Origin of the sequence: Geodermatophilus sp. DSM 44513 (assembly GCF_032460525.1) — a bacterium.
Classification (GTDB): Bacteria; Actinomycetota; Actinomycetes; order Mycobacteriales; family Geodermatophilaceae; genus Geodermatophilus.
Map to the genome: position 1 here is coordinate 2,837,376 of NZ_CP135963.1, position 18,740 is coordinate 2,856,115.

The 18,740-nt window shown below is 76.4% G+C and carries 21 protein-coding genes; 12 read left to right on the forward strand and 9 right to left on the reverse strand.

Going from position 1 to position 18,740, the window contains the following annotated elements; all coding sequences use genetic code 11:
- Positions 1 to 35 precede the first annotated feature (35 nt).
- Both RTG05_RS13725 and RTG05_RS13730 read left to right on the forward strand, forming a co-directional pair.
- Positions 36 to 1,109, forward strand: coding sequence for an Ldh family oxidoreductase (locus RTG05_RS13725; RefSeq protein ID WP_166529118.1), 1,074 nt, complete (start codon positions 36 to 38; stop codon positions 1,107 to 1,109).
- Positions 1,106 to 1,807, forward strand: a complete 702-nt coding sequence (locus RTG05_RS13730; protein ID WP_166529119.1) for a GntR family transcriptional regulator — start codon at positions 1,106 to 1,108, stop codon at positions 1,805 to 1,807. The genes RTG05_RS13725 and RTG05_RS13730 overlap by 4 nt, the downstream gene beginning before the upstream one ends.
- Before the next feature lie 71 nt (positions 1,808 to 1,878).
- Here RTG05_RS13730 and RTG05_RS13735 read toward each other — a convergent pair whose 3' ends face one another.
- The 3 genes from RTG05_RS13735 to RTG05_RS13745 form a co-directional block, all read right to left on the reverse strand.
- Positions 1,879 to 2,274 (reverse strand): universal stress protein, encoded by a 396-nt coding sequence (locus tag RTG05_RS13735; RefSeq protein WP_166529120.1) that lies wholly within the window; start codon positions 2,272 to 2,274, stop codon positions 1,879 to 1,881.
- Positions 2,275 to 2,360: 86 nt separating this feature from the next.
- Entirely contained in the window at positions 2,361 to 3,062 is a 702-nt protein-coding gene (locus tag RTG05_RS13740; protein WP_315911879.1) for a response regulator, read from the reverse strand.
- Entirely contained in the window at positions 3,059 to 4,678 is a 1,620-nt protein-coding gene (locus RTG05_RS13745; protein ID WP_166529122.1) for a sensor histidine kinase, read from the reverse strand. The genes RTG05_RS13740 and RTG05_RS13745 overlap by 4 nt, the downstream gene beginning before the upstream one ends.
- Before the next feature lie 179 nt (positions 4,679 to 4,857).
- Between RTG05_RS13745 and RTG05_RS13750 the strand changes: the two genes are divergently transcribed.
- The 5 genes from RTG05_RS13750 to RTG05_RS13770 all read left to right on the forward strand — a co-directional run bounded on the left by RTG05_RS13750 (position 4,858) and on the right by RTG05_RS13770 (position 9,868).
- Positions 4,858 to 5,862: a Bug family tripartite tricarboxylate transporter substrate binding protein gene (locus RTG05_RS13750; RefSeq protein ID WP_166529123.1), complete on the forward strand. Its 1,005-nt coding sequence runs from the start codon at positions 4,858 to 4,860 to the stop codon at positions 5,860 to 5,862.
- The gene (locus tag RTG05_RS13755; protein WP_315911880.1) at positions 5,859 to 6,410 is read left to right on the forward strand and encodes a tripartite tricarboxylate transporter TctB family protein; all 552 of its coding nucleotides are present in this window, start codon (positions 5,859 to 5,861) and stop codon (positions 6,408 to 6,410) included. Before RTG05_RS13750 ends, RTG05_RS13755 begins: the two co-directional genes overlap by 4 nt.
- Positions 6,410 to 8,008, forward strand: coding sequence for a tripartite tricarboxylate transporter permease (locus RTG05_RS13760; RefSeq protein WP_166529124.1), 1,599 nt, complete (start codon positions 6,410 to 6,412; stop codon positions 8,006 to 8,008). The genes RTG05_RS13755 and RTG05_RS13760 overlap by 1 nt, the downstream gene beginning before the upstream one ends.
- Before the next feature lie 99 nt (positions 8,009 to 8,107).
- Positions 8,108 to 9,031, forward strand: a complete 924-nt coding sequence (locus RTG05_RS13765; protein ID WP_166529125.1) for a glycosyltransferase family 2 protein — start codon at positions 8,108 to 8,110, stop codon at positions 9,029 to 9,031.
- A gap of 123 nt (positions 9,032 to 9,154) precedes the next feature.
- Positions 9,155 to 9,868, forward strand: coding sequence for a GAF and ANTAR domain-containing protein (locus RTG05_RS13770; RefSeq protein WP_166529126.1), 714 nt, complete (start codon positions 9,155 to 9,157; stop codon positions 9,866 to 9,868).
- Between the two features lie 117 nt (positions 9,869 to 9,985).
- Here the strand turns inward: RTG05_RS13770 and RTG05_RS13775 are convergent, their stop codons facing one another.
- Positions 9,986 to 10,885, reverse strand: a complete 900-nt coding sequence (locus RTG05_RS13775) for an SDR family NAD(P)-dependent oxidoreductase (protein WP_166529127.1) — start codon at positions 10,883 to 10,885, stop codon at positions 9,986 to 9,988.
- Between the two features lie 87 nt (positions 10,886 to 10,972).
- A complete protein-coding gene (locus RTG05_RS13780; RefSeq protein ID WP_166529128.1) occupies positions 10,973 to 11,386 on the reverse strand; it encodes a hypothetical protein in 414 nt (137 codons plus the stop codon).
- A gap of 66 nt (positions 11,387 to 11,452) precedes the next feature.
- Between RTG05_RS13780 and RTG05_RS13785 the strand changes: the two genes are divergently transcribed.
- The 3 genes from RTG05_RS13785 (at position 11,453) to RTG05_RS13795 (ending at position 12,851) form a co-directional block, all read left to right on the forward strand.
- Positions 11,453 to 11,722, forward strand: coding sequence for a DUF2277 domain-containing protein (locus RTG05_RS13785; protein WP_166529129.1), 270 nt, complete (start codon positions 11,453 to 11,455; stop codon positions 11,720 to 11,722).
- Positions 11,723 to 11,797: 75 nt separating this feature from the next.
- Positions 11,798 to 12,337, forward strand: a complete 540-nt coding sequence (locus RTG05_RS13790; RefSeq protein WP_166529130.1) for a hypothetical protein — start codon at positions 11,798 to 11,800, stop codon at positions 12,335 to 12,337.
- 37 nt (positions 12,338 to 12,374) lie between these two features.
- Positions 12,375 to 12,851, forward strand: a complete 477-nt coding sequence (locus tag RTG05_RS13795; protein ID WP_166529131.1) for a PGPGW domain-containing protein — start codon at positions 12,375 to 12,377, stop codon at positions 12,849 to 12,851.
- Between the two features lie 57 nt (positions 12,852 to 12,908).
- On the opposite strand, the gene RTG05_RS13800 is transcribed toward RTG05_RS13795, so the two are convergent.
- On the reverse strand, positions 12,909 to 13,379 hold the full coding sequence (locus tag RTG05_RS13800) for a hypothetical protein (protein ID WP_315911881.1): 471 nt from the start codon (positions 13,377 to 13,379) through the stop codon (positions 12,909 to 12,911).
- 305 nt (positions 13,380 to 13,684) lie between these two features.
- Between RTG05_RS13800 and RTG05_RS13805 the strand changes: the two genes are divergently transcribed.
- On the forward strand, positions 13,685 to 15,124 hold the full coding sequence (locus tag RTG05_RS13805) for a glycosyltransferase family protein (protein WP_315911882.1): 1,440 nt from the start codon (positions 13,685 to 13,687) through the stop codon (positions 15,122 to 15,124).
- A 44-nt stretch (positions 15,125 to 15,168) separates the two neighbouring features.
- The gene (locus tag RTG05_RS13810; protein ID WP_166529132.1) at positions 15,169 to 15,666 is read left to right on the forward strand and encodes a hypothetical protein; all 498 of its coding nucleotides are present in this window, start codon (positions 15,169 to 15,171) and stop codon (positions 15,664 to 15,666) included.
- A gap of 123 nt (positions 15,667 to 15,789) precedes the next feature.
- Here RTG05_RS13810 and RTG05_RS13815 read toward each other — a convergent pair whose 3' ends face one another.
- The 3 genes from RTG05_RS13815 to RTG05_RS13825 form a co-directional block, all read right to left on the reverse strand.
- Positions 15,790 to 17,031 carry an HNH endonuclease signature motif containing protein gene (locus RTG05_RS13815; protein ID WP_166529740.1) on the reverse strand — a complete coding sequence of 414 codons (1,242 nt, stop codon included), beginning with the start codon at positions 17,029 to 17,031 and terminating at the stop codon, positions 15,790 to 15,792.
- 185 nt (positions 17,032 to 17,216) lie between these two features.
- Positions 17,217 to 17,888 carry a glycosyltransferase gene (locus RTG05_RS13820; RefSeq protein WP_166529133.1) on the reverse strand — a complete coding sequence of 224 codons (672 nt, stop codon included), beginning with the start codon at positions 17,886 to 17,888 and terminating at the stop codon, positions 17,217 to 17,219.
- Complete coding sequence (locus RTG05_RS13825) at positions 17,885 to 18,739, reverse strand: NAD-dependent epimerase/dehydratase family protein (RefSeq protein WP_166529134.1); 855 nt, start codon at positions 18,737 to 18,739, stop codon at positions 17,885 to 17,887. The genes RTG05_RS13820 and RTG05_RS13825 overlap by 4 nt, the downstream gene beginning before the upstream one ends.
- Position 18,740: the final 1 nt, after the last annotated feature.

Consider the following 18,740-nt stretch of genomic DNA (forward strand, 5'->3'; position numbering starts at 1 on the left):
TTGCTGTGTGCTGACCTGTATACAGGTCAGCACACATGAACGGGAGGGCGCACGTGGAGGAGCGGTTCGCGCCGGGCGCGCTGCGGGAGTTCGGCACCGGGGTCCTCACCGCGCTCGGCGTGCCGGGGGACGACGCCGCGCTGGTGGCCGACTCCCTCGTGCAGGCCGATCTGTGGGGGCACGGCTCGCACGGCCTGCTGCGGCTGCCCTGGTACGCCGCCCGGCTGCGCAGCGGCGCGATGCACGCGGCCACCGACCCGGTGGTGCTCGCCGACACCGGCCCGCTGGTCGCCCTCGACGGGCGCGACGGCGTCGGCCAGGTGCTCACCGACCGGGCCCGCGCGCTGGCCACCGAACGGGCGGCGCGGTTCGGCGTCGGCGTCGTCGGCGTCCGCGACTCGAACCACTTCGGCACGGCCATGTGGTTCACCCGGCGGGCCGCCCGCGACGGGTTCGTCGCCCTGCTCACCACCAACGCCAGCCCGGCCATGGCCCCGTGGGGCGGGCGGGAGAAGCGGGTGGGCACCAACCCCTGGTCGATCGCCGCGCCCGGGCCGGACGGGCGGGTGCTCGCCGTCGACGTCGCGAACACCGCGGTGGCCCGGGGCAAGGTCCACCTGGCGGCCAGCCGCGGCGAACCGATCCCGGCGTCCTGGGCACTCACCGCCGATGGCGCGCCGACGACCGACCCCGCCGAGGCGCTGCTCGGCGTGGTCCTGCCGATGGCCGGGCACAAGGGCTACGCGATCGCGGTCATGATGGACGTGCTGTCCGGTGCGCTGACCGGCAGCGCCGTCGGCACCGGCGTGCACGGGCCCTACGAGCCCGGCACGCGCAGCGGCGCGGGCCACCTGTTCCTCGCCCTGGACCCCGGGGCCTTCGGCGACCGCGCGGGCTACGAGGCCCGGGTGGGGCAGCTGGTCGAGGAGGTGTCGTCGGTGCCGCTGGCCCAGGGCGTGCAGCAGGTGTTCCTCCCGGGGGAGGTGGAGGACCGCGCCGAGGCCGCCGCCCTGGCCGCCGGGGGCGTCGTCCTCGCCCGGGACGCGCTGGCCGAGCTGCGGCGGCTCGGCGAGCAGACCGGCATCCCCTTCCCGAGGCCCCGGCGGTGACCGCCGGGGACGACGGCACCAGCCTGGTCGACCTGGTGCACCGCCGGCTGCGGGAGGAGATCGAGCTCGGCGAGCTGGCCCCCGGGACGCCGCTGTCGGAGCTGTCCCTCGTCGCGCGCACCGGGGCCTCGCGGACGCCGGTGCGCGAGGCGCTGCGCCGGCTGGCCGCCGAGGGCCTGGTCGACCTGGTGCCCCGGCAGGGCGCCCGGGTGTCGCGGGTGTCGGCGCGCAGCGTGCGCGACCTGTTCGAGTTCCGCGTGCTGCTCGAGCCTGCGGCGGTGCGGCAGGCCACCGCGGCGGCGGCCGCCGACCCCGAACTGCACGCGCGGTTCGCCGGCCTGCGCGAGGGCTTCGCGCGGATCCAGCGGGAGCCGCCGTCGCAGGGGCGGTCCCGGGCGTTCTACGAGCTGGCCGACCGGTTCGACTGGGCGGTGGTCGGGGCGGCCCGCAACGAGCACCTGCGCCGCACCATCGCCGAGCTGCGCCCGCACACCGCCCGGCTGCGCAACCTCTCCCACGTCGACCCGGCGCGGGTCGACGTGTCCGTCGCCGAGCACCTGGTCATCTGCGACGCGCTGCTGGCCGGGGACGCCGAGGCCGCCGCCGCGGCGACCGCCGAGCACCTCGAGCTCAGCCTGCGGACGATCTTCCGCAACCTGGCCGAGGCCCCCGGCGACGCCCTCGACCTGCTGTCTTGAGGTGCTGGAACGGCCCCGCCGCAGGGTCCCGCGCCGAGCCTGCGAGGGGTGGGGGGCGGCGGGGTCCTTCTTCAGTAGTGCGCCTTGACCGCCAGGACGGGGCAGTGCGCATCGAGCAGGATGCGCTGGGCCTGACTGCCGGTGATCAGCTTCCCGGTGGGGGTGCGCCGGCGCAGGCCGATGACGATCAGGCTGGCCCCGACCCGGTCGGCGGCGTCCACGATCTCGTCGGAGGCCTCGTGGCCGGCCACCCGCTGCTCGACCTCGTAGACCACCCCGGCGGCGTCCAGCTTGGCCCGGACCTGGTCCAGCGTCTGCTCCGAGGCGAACCGCGGGTCGGCCAGCACGTCGCCGCGGGCGCTGTTGACGACGTGCAGGGGCTCGTGGCGCAAGCTGGCCTCGGCGATCGCGGCGTCCAGCGCGGCCTCGCCCTCGGGGGTGGGCACGTAGCCCACGACGATGGTCATGGCGACAGGCTAGGCACCCGGGCGCCGACCTGCGGTGTTGCGGGCACAGCGGTCGTTGCGGTCGTTGCGGTCCCCGGGCTCCGGTCTCAGCCGGCCCGGTGCGGGGCGCGCAGCGTGAACCGCCGCTCGGGACGCCCAGCGGTGCCGTAGCGCTGCCGGACCTCGGCCTCCTGTTGGGTGACCAGCTGCTCCAGGTAGCGGCGGGCGCTGACCCGGGCCAGCCCGGTCAGCTCGCTGCACTGGGTGGCCGACAGGCCGTCGGCCCCGGCCCCCTGCAGCGCCTGCCGCACCAGCTGCAGCGTCTCCGGCGCGATGCCCTTGGGGGTGACCGGCGCCGGGGGGACGGCGCCACGGGCGCCGGAGAAGACCCGGTCGACGTCGGCCTGCCCGGCGTCGGCCAGCCCGGCCAGGTCTGCGCGCAGCCCGGCGTACTCGCGCAGCCGGGCCTGGAAGGTCTGCCGGTCGAAGGGCTTGACCAGGTAGTGCAGGACGCCGCCGTGCAGCGCGCTGCGGATGCTCTCGGCGTCCCGGGCCGCACTGATGACGACGACGTCGACCGGCGCGGCCTCCGCCCGCAGCCGGCGCAGCACCTCCAGCCCGGTCATGTCGGGCAGGTAGACGTCCAGCAGCACCAGGTCCGGCCGCAGCCGGGCCACCTCCTGCAGGGCGGCGGTGCCGGTGGACGCCGTCCCGACCACGGTGAAGCCGTCGAGGGCGGCCACGAACCCGGCGTGCACCCGGGCGACCATGAAGTCGTCGTCGACGATGAGCACCCGGACGTCGCTCACGCGTCCACCATCGCCGGCCCGGCGGGCAGCCGGGCGGTGAACACCGAGCCGCCGGCCGCGCTCGCGGTCACGTCCCCGCCGCGGCGGGTGCACACCAGGTGCACCAGGGACAGCCCGATGCCGCGGCCACCCGACACGCCGCCGTCCTTGGTCGAGACGCCGCGCCGGAACACCTCGCTCTCCATGCCCGGCGGCACCCCCGGGCCGGAGTCGCGGACCACCACGTCGACCTCGCCGTCGACCAGGCCCAGGCCGACCTCGACCCAGCGCTCGGGGGCGGTGGCGGCGGCGTCCAGCGCGTTGTCGACCAGGTTGCCGACGACGGTGGCCACGTCGGTGGACAGCTCGCCGGGGAGGGCGGGCAGCGCGGAGTCCGGGGCGACGCGCAGCTGCACGCCGCGCTCGGCGGCCTGGCTGGCCTTGGCGACCAGCAGCGCGGCGATCGCCGGGTCGCGCACCGCGGCGGTGACGGCGGCGCCGAGCTCGGAGCGGCTGCTGCTCACCCGGTGCACGAAGCGCACCGCCTCCTCGACCTCGCCGAGCTCGATGAGGCCGGCGATGGTGTGCAGCCGGTTGTCGAACTCGTGCGCCTGGGCGCGCAGCGTGTCGGTGACGTGCCGGGTCAGGTCGAGCTCCCGGCGCAGCTCGAGCAGCTCGGTGCGGTCGCGCAGCGTGGTCACCGACCCGATCGGCCGGCCCCGGCTGGTCAGCGGCAGCCGGTTGACCACCAGCACCCGCCCGGCGCTGCCCAGCGCCCGGTCCCGCTCGACGCCGGGCGAGGTGAGCGCGTCGGCGAGCTCACCGGCCACGCCCAGCTCGGCGAGGGTGCGGCCAAGCGCGTCGCCGGGGATGCGCAGCAGCCGGATCGCCTCGTCGTTGACCAGCGTGACCCGGCCGGCCAGGTCCAGGCCGACGACGCCCTCGCGGATGCCGTGCAGCATCGCGTCGCGGTGCTCGGCCAGGCCGGCGATCTCCGCCGGCTCCAGGCCCAGGGTCTGCCGCTTTACCCGCCGGGCCAGCAGCAGCGAGCCGCCGATGCCGATGGCGCTGGCCAGCCCCAGGTAGGTGAGCAGGTTGGGCGCCGCCGCCTCGAGCCCGTCGAGGACACCCGGGTAGGGCCGCTGCACCGACACGAGGCCCTGCACGGCGTCCCCCCGCGGGGAGTAGACCGGGGCCATCGCGACCGCGGCCCGGCCGTCGTCCACCTCGAGGTCCCCGGTCCACGCCCGGCCCTCCAGCACCCGGCTGGCGCCGAGGTCGTACCGGTCGCCCAGCAGGCCGGGGTCGGCGCTGGCCAGGACGGTGCGGTCGGCCGCGGCGACCAGGACGTCCTCCGAGCCGGAGGTGCTGCGGCTGTTCTCCGCCTCGATGCGGACGTAGTCCCGCAGTCCGGCGGCCATGGCCTCGCGGACGGCCTGGGCGTTGGCCAGCGTCTCGGCGACCTGCAGGGCGCGGCGGCCCTCGACCTCCTCGGCGCGGGAGGTCGACTGGGCCACGGTCACCGCAGCGACCCCGACGAGGACGGCGCAGACGATGACCACCTGCAGCACGAGCAGCTGGCCGGCGAGGGAGAGCCGCCGGGCGGTGCCCCTGCGTGACCTCGCGGGCTCGGTCACGGGGCCCTCCTTCGGGCTCGGGGGACGGGACGGCCATTGAACCCCGCCCCGCTGCCGCCGGAGGCCGTGCACACAACGACCACAACGCCCACTGCGCACGCAAGCGTGACACGCGCCACGCCGGTTGCGACCGTCCCTGGGACGAGGCGGACCCCCGCTGGACCCACAGGAGGAACGAGATGCGCACTGCTCCACTGCGGAGCCTCACCGCCGGCACGCTGGCCGCCGGCCTGCTGCTCACCGGCTGCGGCACGACCGCCGAGGGCGGCTCGGCCGCCGGCGGCACGGCCGACGGCCCGGTCAGCGGGCTGCGGATCCTCGTCCCGAACTCGGCCGGGAGCGGCTACGACACCACCGCCCGGGCCGCGGCGCAGGTGATGGAGGGCGAGGAGCTCGCCGAGGGCATCGAGGTGTTCAACCTCGAGGGCGCCGGCGGCACGGTCGGCCTGCAGCGCTTGGTCAACGAGGAGGGCAACGCCGACATGCTCATGCAGATGGGGCTCGGTGTCGTCGGCGCGCAGTACAGCAACTCCTCCGAGGCGACGCTGGACCAGACCACCCCGGTGGCCCGGCTGATCGAGGAGGCCGAGGCGATCGTCGTCCCGGCCGACTCCCCGTACCAGACGCTGGACCAGCTGGCGCAGGCGTGGACCGCCGACCCCGGCAACGTGCCGGTCGGCGGCGCCTCCAACCCCGGTGGCCCGGACCACCTGACCGCGATGCTGCTCGCCCAGGAACTCGGCGTGGCGCCGACCGCGGTCAACTACGTCGCCTACGACGGCGGCGGCGAACTGCTGGCCGGCATCCTCGGCGGGCAGATCCAGGCCGGCGCCACCGGCATCGGCGAGGTCGCCGAGCAGGCGGCGGCCGGTGAGGTGCGGATCCTCGGCGTCACCAGCGAGGAGCCGGTCGAGGGCGTGGACGCTCCGACGCTGACCGAGCAGGGCGTGGACCTGGTCTTCACCAACTGGCGCGGCATCGTGGCCGCACCGGGCATCTCCCCGGAGGAGGCGCAGCGGCACGTCGACCTGATCACCGAGATGCACGGCAGCGAGGCCTGGCAGCAGGTGCTCGAGGACCAGGGCTGGACCGACGCCTTCCTGACCGGCGAGGAGTTCACCACGTTCCTGGAGGAGCAGAGCACGGAGGTCCAGACCGTCCTGGGCCAGCTGGGGCTGGCGTGAGCTCCGCCGCCGGCGCCGGGGGTCCCGCCTCCGGCGACGTGTCCCGCGCCGCCGGCGGCGGCCGGGGACAGGGCCGCTCCGAGCTCGGGGTGGCCCTGTTCCTGGGCGGGCTCGGCGTGCTGGTGGTCGTCCAGGCGCTGCTGCTGGAGGACAGCCTCATCGCCCGCGGCCCGGTCGGGCCGCGGACCGTGCCACTGGTCGTGGGTGGCCTGCTGGTGGCCGTCGCGGCGGTGCTCGCCGTCGACGTCCTCCGCGGCGGGCGCGGCGAGCCCGAGGGCGGCGAGGACGTCGACCTCACCGGCGGCAGCGACTGGCGGACCGTCGTCCTGCTGGCCGCGGCCTTCGTCGCCAACGCGGTGCTCATCGAGCCACTGGGCTGGCCGGTGTCCGGCGCCGTCCTGTTCTGGGGATCGGCGTTCGCGCTCGGCAGCCGGCACGTCGTGCGCGACCTGGTCATCGCCGTCGTCCTGTCGGTCGGCACCTGGTACCTGTTCGTCCTCGGCCTGGGCATCTCCCTGCCGGTGGGCATCCTGGAGGGGATCCTCTGATGGGCGCCTTCGCCGACCTGGCGGGCGGGTTCGCCACCGCGCTGACCCCGGAGAACCTGCTGTTCGCGCTGCTCGGCGTGCTGCTGGGCACCGCGATCGGCGTGCTGCCCGGCATCGGGCCGGCGATGACGGTGGCACTGCTGCTGCCGCTCACCGTCAGCCTCGACCCCGTCCCCGCGCTGATCATGTTCGCCGGCATCTACTACGGCGGCATGTACGGCGGGTCGACGACGTCGATCCTGCTCAACACCCCCGGCGAGAGCGCCTCGGTGGTCACCGCCCTCGAGGGCAACAAGATGGCCCGCTCCGGCCGGGCCGCCCAGGCGCTGGCCACGGCGGCCATCGGCTCGTTCGTCGCGGGCACCATCGCCACCCTGCTGCTGGCCCTGGTCGCCCCGACCGTGGCCGACCTCGCCGTCGAGGTCGGGCAGCCGGACTACTTCGCGGTGATGGTGCTGGCCTTCATCGCGGTGACCTCGGTGCTCGGCAGCTCGCGGGTCCGCGGCCTGGCCTCCCTCGGGCTGGGCCTGACCATCGGCCTGGTCGGCATCGACGCGACCTCGGGGCAGCAGCGGCTCACCTTCGGCGTCCCGGAGCTGGCCGACGGCATCGACGTCGTCGTCGTGGCGGTGGGCCTGTTCGCCGTCGGCGAGGCGCTGTGGACCGCGGCCCACCTCCGCCGCCGTCCGGCCGAGGTCATCCCGGTGGGCAACCCCCGGATGAGCCGGGCGGACTGGGGGCGGTCGTGGAAGCCCTGGCTGCGCGGCACCGCGATCGGCTTCCCGTTCGGCGCCGTCCCGGCCGGCGGCGCGGAGATCCCGACGTTCCTCTCCTACGTCACCGAGAAGCGACTGTCCCGGCACCCGGAGGAGTTCGGGCACGGCGCCATCGAGGGTGTCGCCGGCCCGGAGGCGACGAACAACGCGTCCGCCGCCGGCGGCCTGGTCCCGCTGCTCACCCTCGGCATCCCGACGACGGCCACCGCGGCGGTCATCCTGGCCGCCATCACCAGCTTCGGCATCGAGCCCGGCCCGCAGCTGTTCGACAACGAGCCGGAGTTGGTCTGGGGCCTGATCGCCAGCCTGTTCATCGGCAACACCGCGCTGCTGCTGCTCAACCTGCCGCTGGCGCCGGTGTGGGCCCGCCTGCTGCGCATCCCGCGCACCTACCTGTACGCAGGCATCCTGTTCTTCGCCAGCCTGGGCGCCTACGCGGCCAACGCCTCCCCGTTCGACCTGGTCCTGCTGCTGGTCATCGGCGCGCTGGGGTTCATGATGCGCCGCTACGGGCTGCCGGTGCTCCCGGCGATCATCGGCGTCATCCTCGGCCCGTTCGCCGAGGAGCGGCTGCGCACCGCACTGCAGATCAGCAACGGCGAGCTCTCCGGCCTCGTCACCCCGTTCTCCACCGTGGTCTACACCGTCGTGCTGCTCGTGCTGCTGTGGCCGCTGGTCCGCCGGCTGCTGCCGCGGAAGGGGCTGCACGTGCCCGTGCTCGACGAGGCGGTGCACGAGATCGAGGAGGCCCACGCCCACACCGGGCTGACCGACTCGGTCTCCGTCGAGGCCCACCGGCGGCCGGACGAGGACCGGCCCTGAGTCCCCGACCCGCAGTCCGCACGGGGGCGACCGCACCCACGGTCGCCCCCGTGCGCGCCGCTAGGTTGACGCCGTGCCCCCGCCGGACCGCCGCTGACCGTGCGGGCCGACCTCGACGACGTGGACGTCGTCCTCCTCGCCTGGCGCGAGCCACCCGAGCTGCTCGAGCGGCAGCACGCCGCCCTGGCCGCGGCACTCGGACCGGAGTGGCGCGGCCGGGTGGTGCTGGTGGACAACGGCGCGACGCCGGCCACCTCGGCCGCGGCGCGGGCGCAGCTGGCCCGCCACCGGCACGCCCGGGTGACCGTGCTGCGGTCGCGGCGCAACCTGGGCTTCGCCCGCGCGGTGGACCTCGGCCTGGACGCCTGCGACGGCCGCTACGCCGCGCTGGTCAACTCCGACGGCCGGCCCGACCCGGACGTGCTGCGCGTCCTCGCCGCCGCCCTGGACGCCGACCCGGCGGCGGTCGCGGCGGCGCCGGGGGTGCACGGCGCCGGGGAGGACTCGCCGCCGGCCGGGCCGACGCACCCGGTCGAGGAGCTCAGCGGCACGGCGCTGCTGCTGCGCCGGGCGGAGTTCCTCGCCGCCGGCGGGTTCGACCCGCTGTACTTCTTCTACAACGAGGACGCCGACGCCTCCCGGCGGCTGCGCGCGGCCGGGCACGTGCTGCTGCGGGTCCCGGCCACCCGGTTCACCCACGACCGGTCGGGCCGGTCGGCCGCGGGGGTGTTCCTGCGCGAGTGGCACTACGCCCGGACCGCGCAGGTGCTCGTCCACCAGCACGCCCCCTCGCTGCCCCGGCAGCTGCCCCGCTTCGCCGTCCGGCGGGCCCGTGCGGTGCTCCGGCACCTGTGCGACGGCGACTGGCCGGGGGCCGCGGGCATCGCGCTGGCCACGGTCGAGCTGCCCCGTGGGCTGCTCGCCGCCGCCGCCCGACGCCGCCGGCCCTGGGACGGCGACCGGCTGGCGGCGTGGCTGCACACCGCCCGCCGCCGCGTCGAGCGCACCGCAGGGTCCCCGTGATCCGCGCGCGAGCGGCGGTCCTCCGGCCCGGGACGGGCAGCCGTCGGCAGCGGCCACCCACCGGCGGCCGTGGCTGAGAGATACTGACCGGTGGCAGCGTGTGGCGGCAGACGGAGGACGGCAGTGCAGCAGGGACCGGACGCGCGGGAGTTGCTCGCCTCGCTGGCGTCGAGCGGCGACCTCGGCTCCTTCCTCGGCGACCTGGTGGAGTTGACGGCACGGCAGGTGCCGCACGCCGAGGCCTGCGGGCTGACCCTGACCCGCTCGGCCACGGGGGTCACCGTGGCCAGCACCGGCCCGCTGGCCGACCGGGCCGACGAGGAGCAGTACCAGGTGGACGCCGGACCGTGCCTGGAGTCCATGCGCACCGGCACGGTGGTCCGGGTCGAGGACATGCGCACCGAGCGGCGCTGGGCCCCCTACCCCGAGCGCGCCGCCGAACTCGGCGTCCGTTCCTCGCTGTCCCTGCCGTTGGACGTCGAGGGCCGCAGCGCCGGCGCGCTGAACCTCTACGCCACCGCGCCGGGGGTGTTCACCGCCGAGGACGAGGCCGTCGCGGCCGGCTGGGCGGAGCAGGCCACCGGCGCGCTGGCCGTCGCGCTGCGGGTGGCCGGCAGCGACGATCGCGCGAAGCGGCTGCTCGGCGGCCTGGACACCCGGGCCGCCATCGGGCAGGCCGTCGGCCTGCTCATGGCGCAGGAGCGCTGCACCGCGGCGGCGGCCTTCGACCTGCTGCGGATCGCCTCCCAGCGGCGCAACGTCAAGCTGCACGAGGTCGCGGCCGGGGTCGTCACCGCGTTCGAGGAGGGCCTGGCCGACCGCCCGGGCCGCTGGTGAGCCCCCGGGCCCGTGCGGCCCGTGCAGTGCGGACCCGTGCGGTGCGGACCCGTGCGGTGCGGACCCGTGCGGTGCGGACCCGTGCGGTGCGGACCCGTGCGGTGCGGACCCGTGGGCTCAGAGGCCGTGCCAGCGCCCCTCGGTGGCGTTGCCCTCCGGCACCGAGCGGAAGACGTTGCCCTCCGTGGCCGAGGTGCGGTGGTCGTCGGCCAGCGCGAACACCCGCAGCAGCGGCCCGACGAGGGCGTCGTACACCGCCGGGAACAGCCGGAAGCCGAGGATGACCACCGGGTTGGCGAAGCCGGACTGCACCAGCCGCCGCGGGTGCTCCAGGCGCGCCACCACCGAGCGCGCCACCCGCTGCGGGGAGTAGATCGGGATCGGCGGGCGGCCCTTGATCCCGATGTAGCTGCCGGCCTGGGCGTAGATCGGGGTGTTCACCCCACCGGGGGCCACCGCGGACACGTGCACGTCCGCGACGTCGCGGGTCTCCTGCTGCAGCACCCGGATCAGGCCGAGCTGCCCCCACTTGGCGGCGATGTAGCTGCCCATGAACGGCGTGGCCACCGAGGCCAGCAGCGAGCTGACGATGACCAGGTGACCGGCCCCCTGGCGCCGGAACACCGGCAGCACGACGCGGGCGAGGTTCGCCGTGCCGTGCAGCGAGGTGTCCACGACGCGCTCGTAGACCTCCTTGGGCACGTCCTCGATCCGGCCGTAGGCGACCACCTGCGCGGAGTGGACCACGGCGTCGAGGCGGCCGAAGCGGGCGACCGACCCGTCGACGGCCGTGCGCAGCGCGTCCTCGTCGAGGACGTCGGCGGGACAGACGACGACCTCGGCGGCGCCGGCCTCGCGGGCCTCGGCGGCGGTGTCCTCCAGCGCGGCCCGGCCCCGGGCGAGCAGCACCAGCCGCGCGCCGCGGCCGGCCAGGAGGTGCACGGTGGCCCGGCCGATCCCGCTCGAGGCCCCGGTGACGAGGACGGTCAGGGGCTGGGACGGCGCGGCCGGCGGCATGCGGCTCCTCGGTTGGCGGGGCGGGTGGCGGCGCGGGCTGGTCACCCAGCGCATCGGTGTAGCGGCTCTACCCGGCCGCTCCGCCGCTCATGCGGGCAGGACCTCGTACAGCCAGCCCGGGCCAGTCACGGTGGCGCCCGCGGGCAGCCGGGCGCGCAGGCCGCGGTCGGCGGTGACCACCATCAGGTCCCACCCCTCCCCGGCGATCCGGGTGGCGCAGGCGGCGAGCGCGTCGTCCCCGCTGCCGGGCGCGCGGACCACGGTGACGCCGTCCGGGGCGGGCACGGCGCGGGCAGCGCCCTCCACCACCGCGACCACCTCGGCACACCGCAGCGGGTGGCCGCCGTCGGGGGCCGGTACGGCCAGCCCCGGCAGCGCCGCCAGCCGGGCCAGCAGGCGGGACGTCGCCCCCGCGCGGTCCCGCCACCAGCCGTCGGGCCGGGCGCCGACCACGTTGGCGGCGTCCACGAGCAGCACGGCCGCCGCGTCCTCCCCTGGCACGCACCCCTCCTCCCCCGGTGACCGGCTGTCCCCCCGGACGGGACATGCCCTCCTACGCTGCGGCCCATGTGCCGCAACATCCGGCCGCTGGCCAACTTCGCGCCCCCCGTCACCGACGAGGAGGTGCACGCTGCAGCGCTGCAGTACGTGCGCAAGATCAGCGGGACCACCCGGCCGTCGCAGGCCAACGCGGAGGCCTTCGACCGCGCCGTCGCCGAGGTGGCCGAGGTCTCCGCCCAGCTGCTGGCCACCCTCGTCACCACGGCGCCGCCCCGGGACCGGGAGGTGGAGGCGGCCAAGGCCCGCCGTCGGGCCGCGGTGCGGTACGGCACCTGAGCCAACGGAGTGTGAACGGGGGAAGCGGGGTAGAGCGGCCCGGAGTCCATCCCACTTCTCCGGAGGAGCACCACCATGGCCCGCAACACCCTGTCCCGCTCACTGCACGACGTCGGCCTGGCCGCCTGGTTCGGCGGCACGCTGGCCAACGCGGTGGCGCTCAACCCGGCCGCCGCCGAGGCCGGCGGGGCCTCGGACGCCGGCCGGGTCGCGAACGCCGGGTGGGACCGGTGGACCCCGGTGAACGCCGCCGCCATCGGCGCCCACCTGGTCGGCAGCGTCGGCCAGCTGCTCGCCCACCGCGCGCGGGTGTCCCAGCAGGAGGGCGTCGCCGGCATGAGCACGGTGAAGACCCTGCTGACCGCGGCCGCCCTCGGCGTCACCGCCTACAGCCGGGCCCTGGGCAAGGTCGTCTCCGACGCCGGCGCCACCCCGTCGCGCTCGGGCACCAAGCCGAGCAAGCGCGCCAAGGCCGAGGTGGCCGTGGCACAGGCCAAGCTCGACCAGCTGCAGTGGGTCATCCCCGCCCTGACCGGGGCCATCGTGGTGGTCAGCTCCTACGCCGGTGAGCAGCAGCGGCCGAGCGAGGTCGCCCGCGGCCTCGCCTCCCGCTGACCGTCCCCATCCCACCCGCCCCGACCCAGGAGGACCCGTGACGCACGCCGTCAGCACCCAGGACGCGTCCGCGCGCGACTCATCTGCCCGCGGTGGCGCCACCCGGTGCGCCGACTGCACCGACGGACTGGGCCAGGCGCGGCCGGTCGCGCCCGGGTCGTGGCGGGACCGCGTCCGGCAGAAGCCGGGTCTCGGGATCGTCTACCGGGTCGGGGTCTTCATCGCGGGGCTGCTGTTCGTGCTGCTCGGCCTGGCGCTCACCGTGCTGCCCGGGCCGCTGACCATCCCGCCGATCCTGGTCGGGCTGTGGGTGTGGTCGACGGAGTTCGAGTGGGCCCGGCGGTTCTTCCTGACCTTCCGCCGCAAGGCCCGCGAGACGTGGGCGCACGCCCGGCAGCACCCAGTCAGCTCGGCGGCGGTGACCGTCGGCGGCCTGGTGGCCGCCGGTGTCGTCTTCTGGGCGGTCGGCCACTACGACCTGGTCGACCGCCTGCTGGCCCTCGTCCGGGGCTGACCCGTCCGCACGGGCCCGGTGGACCGCGCGTGCGGTCCACCGGGCCCGTGTGTGCGTTCAGCCCCCGTCGCGGGACACGTCGGCGGGGTCGGGGGTGCGGAACGGCGGGTCGTCGGCCGGCTCACCGCCGGTCGCCGCCTCGGGCAGCTCCTCGGGCCGATCGGGCTCCTCGCCGCCGACCCCGAAGCCGTCCGCCGGTGGCGGGGCCCCGGCTCCGGGGTCGGCCGCGGGGATGCCGTCGTCCTCCTGGCCGAGGTTGGGTTCCATCGGGGTCCACATCGACACGTCGTCCTCCTGACCGCGGTGACGGATGGGCGTCCCGGCTGCACTACCCACCCGCGTGGCCCGGCACGGTGTCGGGACCGGTGAACGGCGCGTGAACGACGGCCGGCCGAGGGCTGCGCAGATCGCGTCGGCGACCGCGTCGGGGTCCTCGTGCTCCCAGAAGCGGAGCACCCGCCAGCCGTGCGCGCGCAGCACGGCGTCCGTCCGACGGTCGCGGGCGGTGTTGCCGGCGAGCTTGGCCACCCGTAGAGGACCACCGTGCCCCCCACCACTCGCAAGCTCGCGGCGGGCCCCTGCACGATGGCCGTCAACCGCGCCCTCGTCCGGTAGCGGACGCCGCGGGCGTGCAACCGGCGGCGGACGGCCAGCTCGTGCGCGGTGTCCCGGCGCGGCTGGCGCCGGAACCGCCGGGCGACGGTCTCCGACGACGGCGGCGGTGCCGGCCCCGGACCTGCGGTCACCGCTGCCCCTCCTCCCGCCGGCCGCGGACGCTACGGCGCACGGGTGACAGCTCGGGACGCCGGGAAGGGTCGCCTAACCTGCTGGGCGTGAGCACGACGGCGGAACAGGTGTCCGCACCGCGCGGACCGGCCGCCGCACGCCCGTCCCGCTGGTCGGCGGTGGAGCTCCTGCCGCCGCTGGCCGTCGTCCTGCTCGGCGCGGTGCTGCTGGCGCCGGGACACGGGTTGTGGTTCGACGAGCTGTTCACCGCCGAGGTGGGTCGCCGGTCCTACGCGGAGATCCTCGCCGCGGTCGTCGAGGGCCGCGGGACCACGAGCTACCTGGCCACCGTGCCGCCGTCCTACAACGCGCCGTGGTACCTGGTGGTGCACGCCTGGACGTCGGTGCCCGGCCTGGGCGGGGACACCTCGCTGCGGGTGCTGTCGCTGCTGGCCACGGCCGGCGGGCTGGCCCTGGTGACCCGGTCGGTGACCCGGCTGGCCTCGCGGGCGGCGGGGGTGCTGGCCGGCCTGGTGCTGGCCGTCAACCCGCTGCTGCTGGAGCAGGCCGTCGAGGCGCGCCCCTACGGTCTGGCGGTGCTGGCGACCGGCGGCGCGCTGCTCGGGCTGGTGCGCCGGCTGCAGGAGCCGCCGCGGGGGCTGCTGCTGTTCGGGTTGGCCGGCGCCGGGATGGGGCTGGCGCACTGGTACGCGGTCACCGTGCTCGCGGCGTTCGTGGTCGCGGCGCTGCTGCTGCGCGGCCGGCGGGCGCTGCCGGAGGCGTTCACCGGAGCCGCGGCGGCGCTGCCCGTCGCCGGGCTGGTCGGGGTGAACCTGGTCAACGGCAACGGTGCCCGCAACGCCGACTGGCTGCCCGACACCGGTGGCAGGCTGGCCGACCTGGCGGTCGGGGCCTGGGTGGGCGGGCTGGCGCCGTTGTTCGCGCTGACCGTCGGGCTGGCCGTGCTCGGTGCGCTGCGCGGTCGTGGCGTGCGGGCGGTCGGCGCGTGCTGGCTGCTCGTGCCGCTGACGCTGCTGCTCCTGGCCGAGCAGGTGCGGCCGGTGTACCTGCCCCGCTACCTGCTGGCCGGGCTGCTCGGGCTCGGGGTGCTGGCGGCGGTGGGCGCGCTCACGGTGCCGCGGCCCGCGCGGGCGCCGGTCGCCGGGTTGCTCGTGGCCTGCTCGCTGGTGGCGACCGCTCCGCTGGTCGACCGCGGACCGAGGGAGCGGGCCGACGACGTGGTGGCACTGCTGACCGAGCGGCACGTCGCCGGTGAGCCGGTCGTGGCCGCGGACCTCCGCTCGGCGACCGGGCTGGACCACTACGTCCGGACGTCGGCCGCGCAGCTGCGGCCAGACGTCGTCCTGCCGCCGGAGGACGCCCGCGCGCCGCAGGACCGGGTGTGGCTGGTACGGCAGGTGGTGGGCGGCGAGGTGGTCCCCTCCGACGACGACGCGATCCTCCAGGACGCCGGCCTGCAAGTCACCGCGGTGTACGAGTTCCCCGCGTCGCACACCGCACTGGTCGTCCAACTCTGGGAGCGCTGAGCCGGCGGATGAGACGCCTGTGGCCGAGCCGGTACTGGAGGCGTGTGGCGGCGATCGTGTCCGCTGGTGGCCTCTACGTCGGCAGCGGCCGGGAAGCGGTCACCAGCGTGATCGACCGTTCCGGGTGGAGCTGGGGAGAGGTCGCAGGCACGGCCATCAGCGTGGGCGTGGGGTTGACGGCGGCAGCGGCGTTGGCCTGGATCGCCCTCTTCGAGCCGACGGACCCCACGCTGCGCGAGACCCAGCACGCCGTCGACGTCGGTGAGCTGCCGGGGGGCGCGCGGCCGGAGGTGTGGGTCCCCCGGTTGTCGCGGATGCTCCGTGAACTGCGCCGGGACAGCGTGCTGATCACTGTGGCCTGCGGTGCCGTCGCCGCGGCCGTGGGAGCCGCCGCTGTCGACAACGACCACGACCCGGCCGTTGGGGCACTGGCGGGCGCGCTGGGTCTGCTCGCTGTCGCGCCGCTGCTGTGGACGTCCCGCCGGACACGAGCGGTCCGCCGACTCCTCGGGACCCTGGATGCCGGCCAGCCCGGTCGCTGACTCGGCCGCGGGCCACCCGCACCCGCAACCCGTAGCCCGTGGCCAGTGGCTCGACGGGCGGTGGGCACGCACGCCGGGCCGCACGACCTCGACGGTCGTGCGGCTCGGCGGCGGGTGCGGCGGTCAGGCAGCGCCGGTCAGCGGTGGTCCGGTGCTGCCGGATCCGGTGACGCGTGGCCCGGTGCGGATCTCGGTGCCGTCGGGGCGCCAGGTGTGCCACCTGCCGTCGGGTTGCCGCTCGACGCGGAAGCCGTGGTGGACCTTGGTGTGGTGCCGCTCGCACAGCAGGGCGGCGTTGTCCAGGTCGGTGGCCCCACCGTCGACCCAGGCGATCAGGTGGTGCACGTCGCACCACCAGGTCGGCGCCCCGCAGCCGGTGAACACGCAGCCCCCGTCGCGGACCTCCGCGGCGCGGCGCACGTGCGCCGGGAACAGCCGGGCGTCGCGGCCGTAGTCCAGCGGACGGCCGTCCGGGCCCATCACCACCCGCGTGATCGTGCCGTCGCAGGCCAGCCAGCGTGCCCGGGCCGCGGAGATGGTCGCGCCGCTGGCGAGCCGGGCGGCGCCGGGACCGGTCGCGGGGCCGGCGAGGTCCTCGGCGTCGATGGTCACGACCACCTGCGGCTTGTGCCCACGCAGGGTCGGCAGGGTGCCTGCTGCGAGCTGGTTGTCGCTCAGCTGCACGAGTGCGTCGGCCTGCTGCTGGGTGCGGGTGCGGTCGTCGCCGGCGCAGCGGCCGGCCTGCACGATGGCCTCGACCGCGGTGCAGAACCGCTCCCCGCCCACGGCGTCCAGGTCACCGCGGAAGCTGACCGATCCGTCCGCGTGCCGGGTGATCGACAGCCGGCGGCCCTCGGTGGGGTCCGGCTCCGGGCCGTCGGCGTCCAGGCGGTCGCAGTAGTGCCGTACCGCCCTCGCGGTCTCCCGATGGGGCTGCTCGGTGGCCACCCGGGTCAGGATCGCGTCCACCGCGGCCAGGTCCACACCCTGCTCGGCGGCCAGCGCCAGCGTGCCCGGCTCGGCGACCGTGCCGATCACCGCGGCCTGCTCGCCGGTCACCGCTCCGGCGGCGAAGGCCGCCGCCAGACCCGGCAGGTGCGCCAGCGCCCGGCCGGCACGCACCACCCGGGCGGCCTCGGCGTGCGACAGGTGCCCGTGCCCGCGCAGCCAGGAGCTCATCGTCGTGAGCCCGTCGTGGTCGGCGGCCCCGACCCCGTCGCACTCGGCCACCGTGCGGGCGATCTCCGCGGCCAGCCGGTTGTGGGCCACCAGCAGCGGGCGCAGCCGCTCCAGCAGGGCGGGGCCGAACAACGGCGACAGGTCTTCGGCGGCCAGGGTGTCCAGCGATGCCAGCAGCTCGCCCACAGGGTCGGACACGGACACCTCCCACCTGATCGATCGGGTGTTCGAAGTCTACCGCGGCAGACTGCCGTGATCAACGTGAATACGCAGGTCAGACGCCCGTCCACAGATCCGGCGCAGGGGTTGACGGCGGCCGACCGGGGCAACACACGCCGATCCGGCCACACGGCGACACAGCGACACAGCGGCTAACGGCGGCGCGCCGCCCAGGCCAGCGAGCGTGCCGACTGGCTCAGCCGGGCCCGCGCCGTCCACGCCGACCGTCCCTCGGGCCGGACGTCCCGCACCACCGGCACGCTGGTGACCGGCCGCCGCGCCACCCCGACGGCGAGCACGATGCTCGGGGCCTCCGACGTCAGCACGGCGGCCCGCACGGCCGGGCCGAGCGCGAGGAAGGCGCCCGCGTCCGGCGGCAGACCGGTCAGCCGGGCCGCCACCCGCCGGTGCAGCCCGCCGGAGAACCGCCGGGCCCACGACTCGTAGGCGCCCCGCCGCCCGGCGAAGACCGCCTCGACGTCCCCGGCGGCCAGCCGGTCGAGCAGCAGCGGCACGGCCTCCGGGGGGTCCTGCAGGTCGGCGTCCAGGCACACCCAGGTATCGGCGTCCGTCTCCAGGGCCAGCCCGCGCCGCAGCGCGGCGTGCTGGCCGCCGTTCACCGGCAGCACGGTCACCGCCACCCGCGGCCCCACCAGCGACAGCGCCACCTGGGCACTCCCGGCCGGGCAGGCGTCGACCACCAGCCGCACCCGCCAGTCCCGCCCGGCCAGCGCGACCCCCAGCCGGTCGACGAGCTCCGGCAGCGTCGCCGCGTTGCGGTACACCGGGACGACGACGGCGACCCGGCCGTCCGCGGCGCTCACGCGATCGCGGCCCAGGTGCGGGCCAGCCCCTCGTCGAGGTCCACCGACGCCCGCCAGCCGAGCAGGGACGCCGCCAGGGAGGGGTCGCTGACCCAGCAGTCGGTGTCCCAGTCGCGGCCCGGGTGCCCGCCGGGCCGCACCGCGATCGGCCGGCCGGTCACCCGGGAGGCGGCCGCGACCAGCTCCTCGGTCGAGGTCTGCACGCCGGTGCCGACGTTGAGCACCTGGCCGGGCGGCAGGTCGTCGGCCAGCGCGGCACGGACGCACGCGTCGACGACGTCGCCCACCCACACCCAGTCCCGCCGGCTCACCCGCGCCGGCAGCGGGACGGCGGCCCCGGTGCGGGCGGCGTCGAGCACCACGGGCACCAGCCGGGTCGGGTGGTCGCCGGGCCCGTACACCTGGAAGGCCCGCAGCACCGCCGACCGCACCCCGCGCTCGGCGGCCGCGGCCTGCAGCAGCAGCGAGCCGGCGGCCTTGGTGGCCCCGAAGAAACCGCGCGGGTGCAGTGCGGCGTCCTCGGCCAGCGGCACGGGAGCGGCGGCGTACTCGGTGGAGGACCCCAGCCGCACGACCACCCGGCAGCGCGGAGGCAGCGCGTCGACCAGCCACGGCGAGGTGTTGACCGCCGTGGTCGCCGCCCGCTCGGCCGCGGTGGCCTTCCGGCGGCCCGCGGCGAGGGAGAAGACGACGTCCGGGTCGGCCGCGCGGACGGCCAGGGCAGCGGCGTCGGCGTCGGTCAGGTCGACGGCGGCGCGGGTCAGCGGGACGACGTCCCAGCCGTCACCGCGCAGCCGGGCGACCAGGTGCCGGCCGACGAACCCGCCGGCCCCGGTCACCAGCGCCCTCACG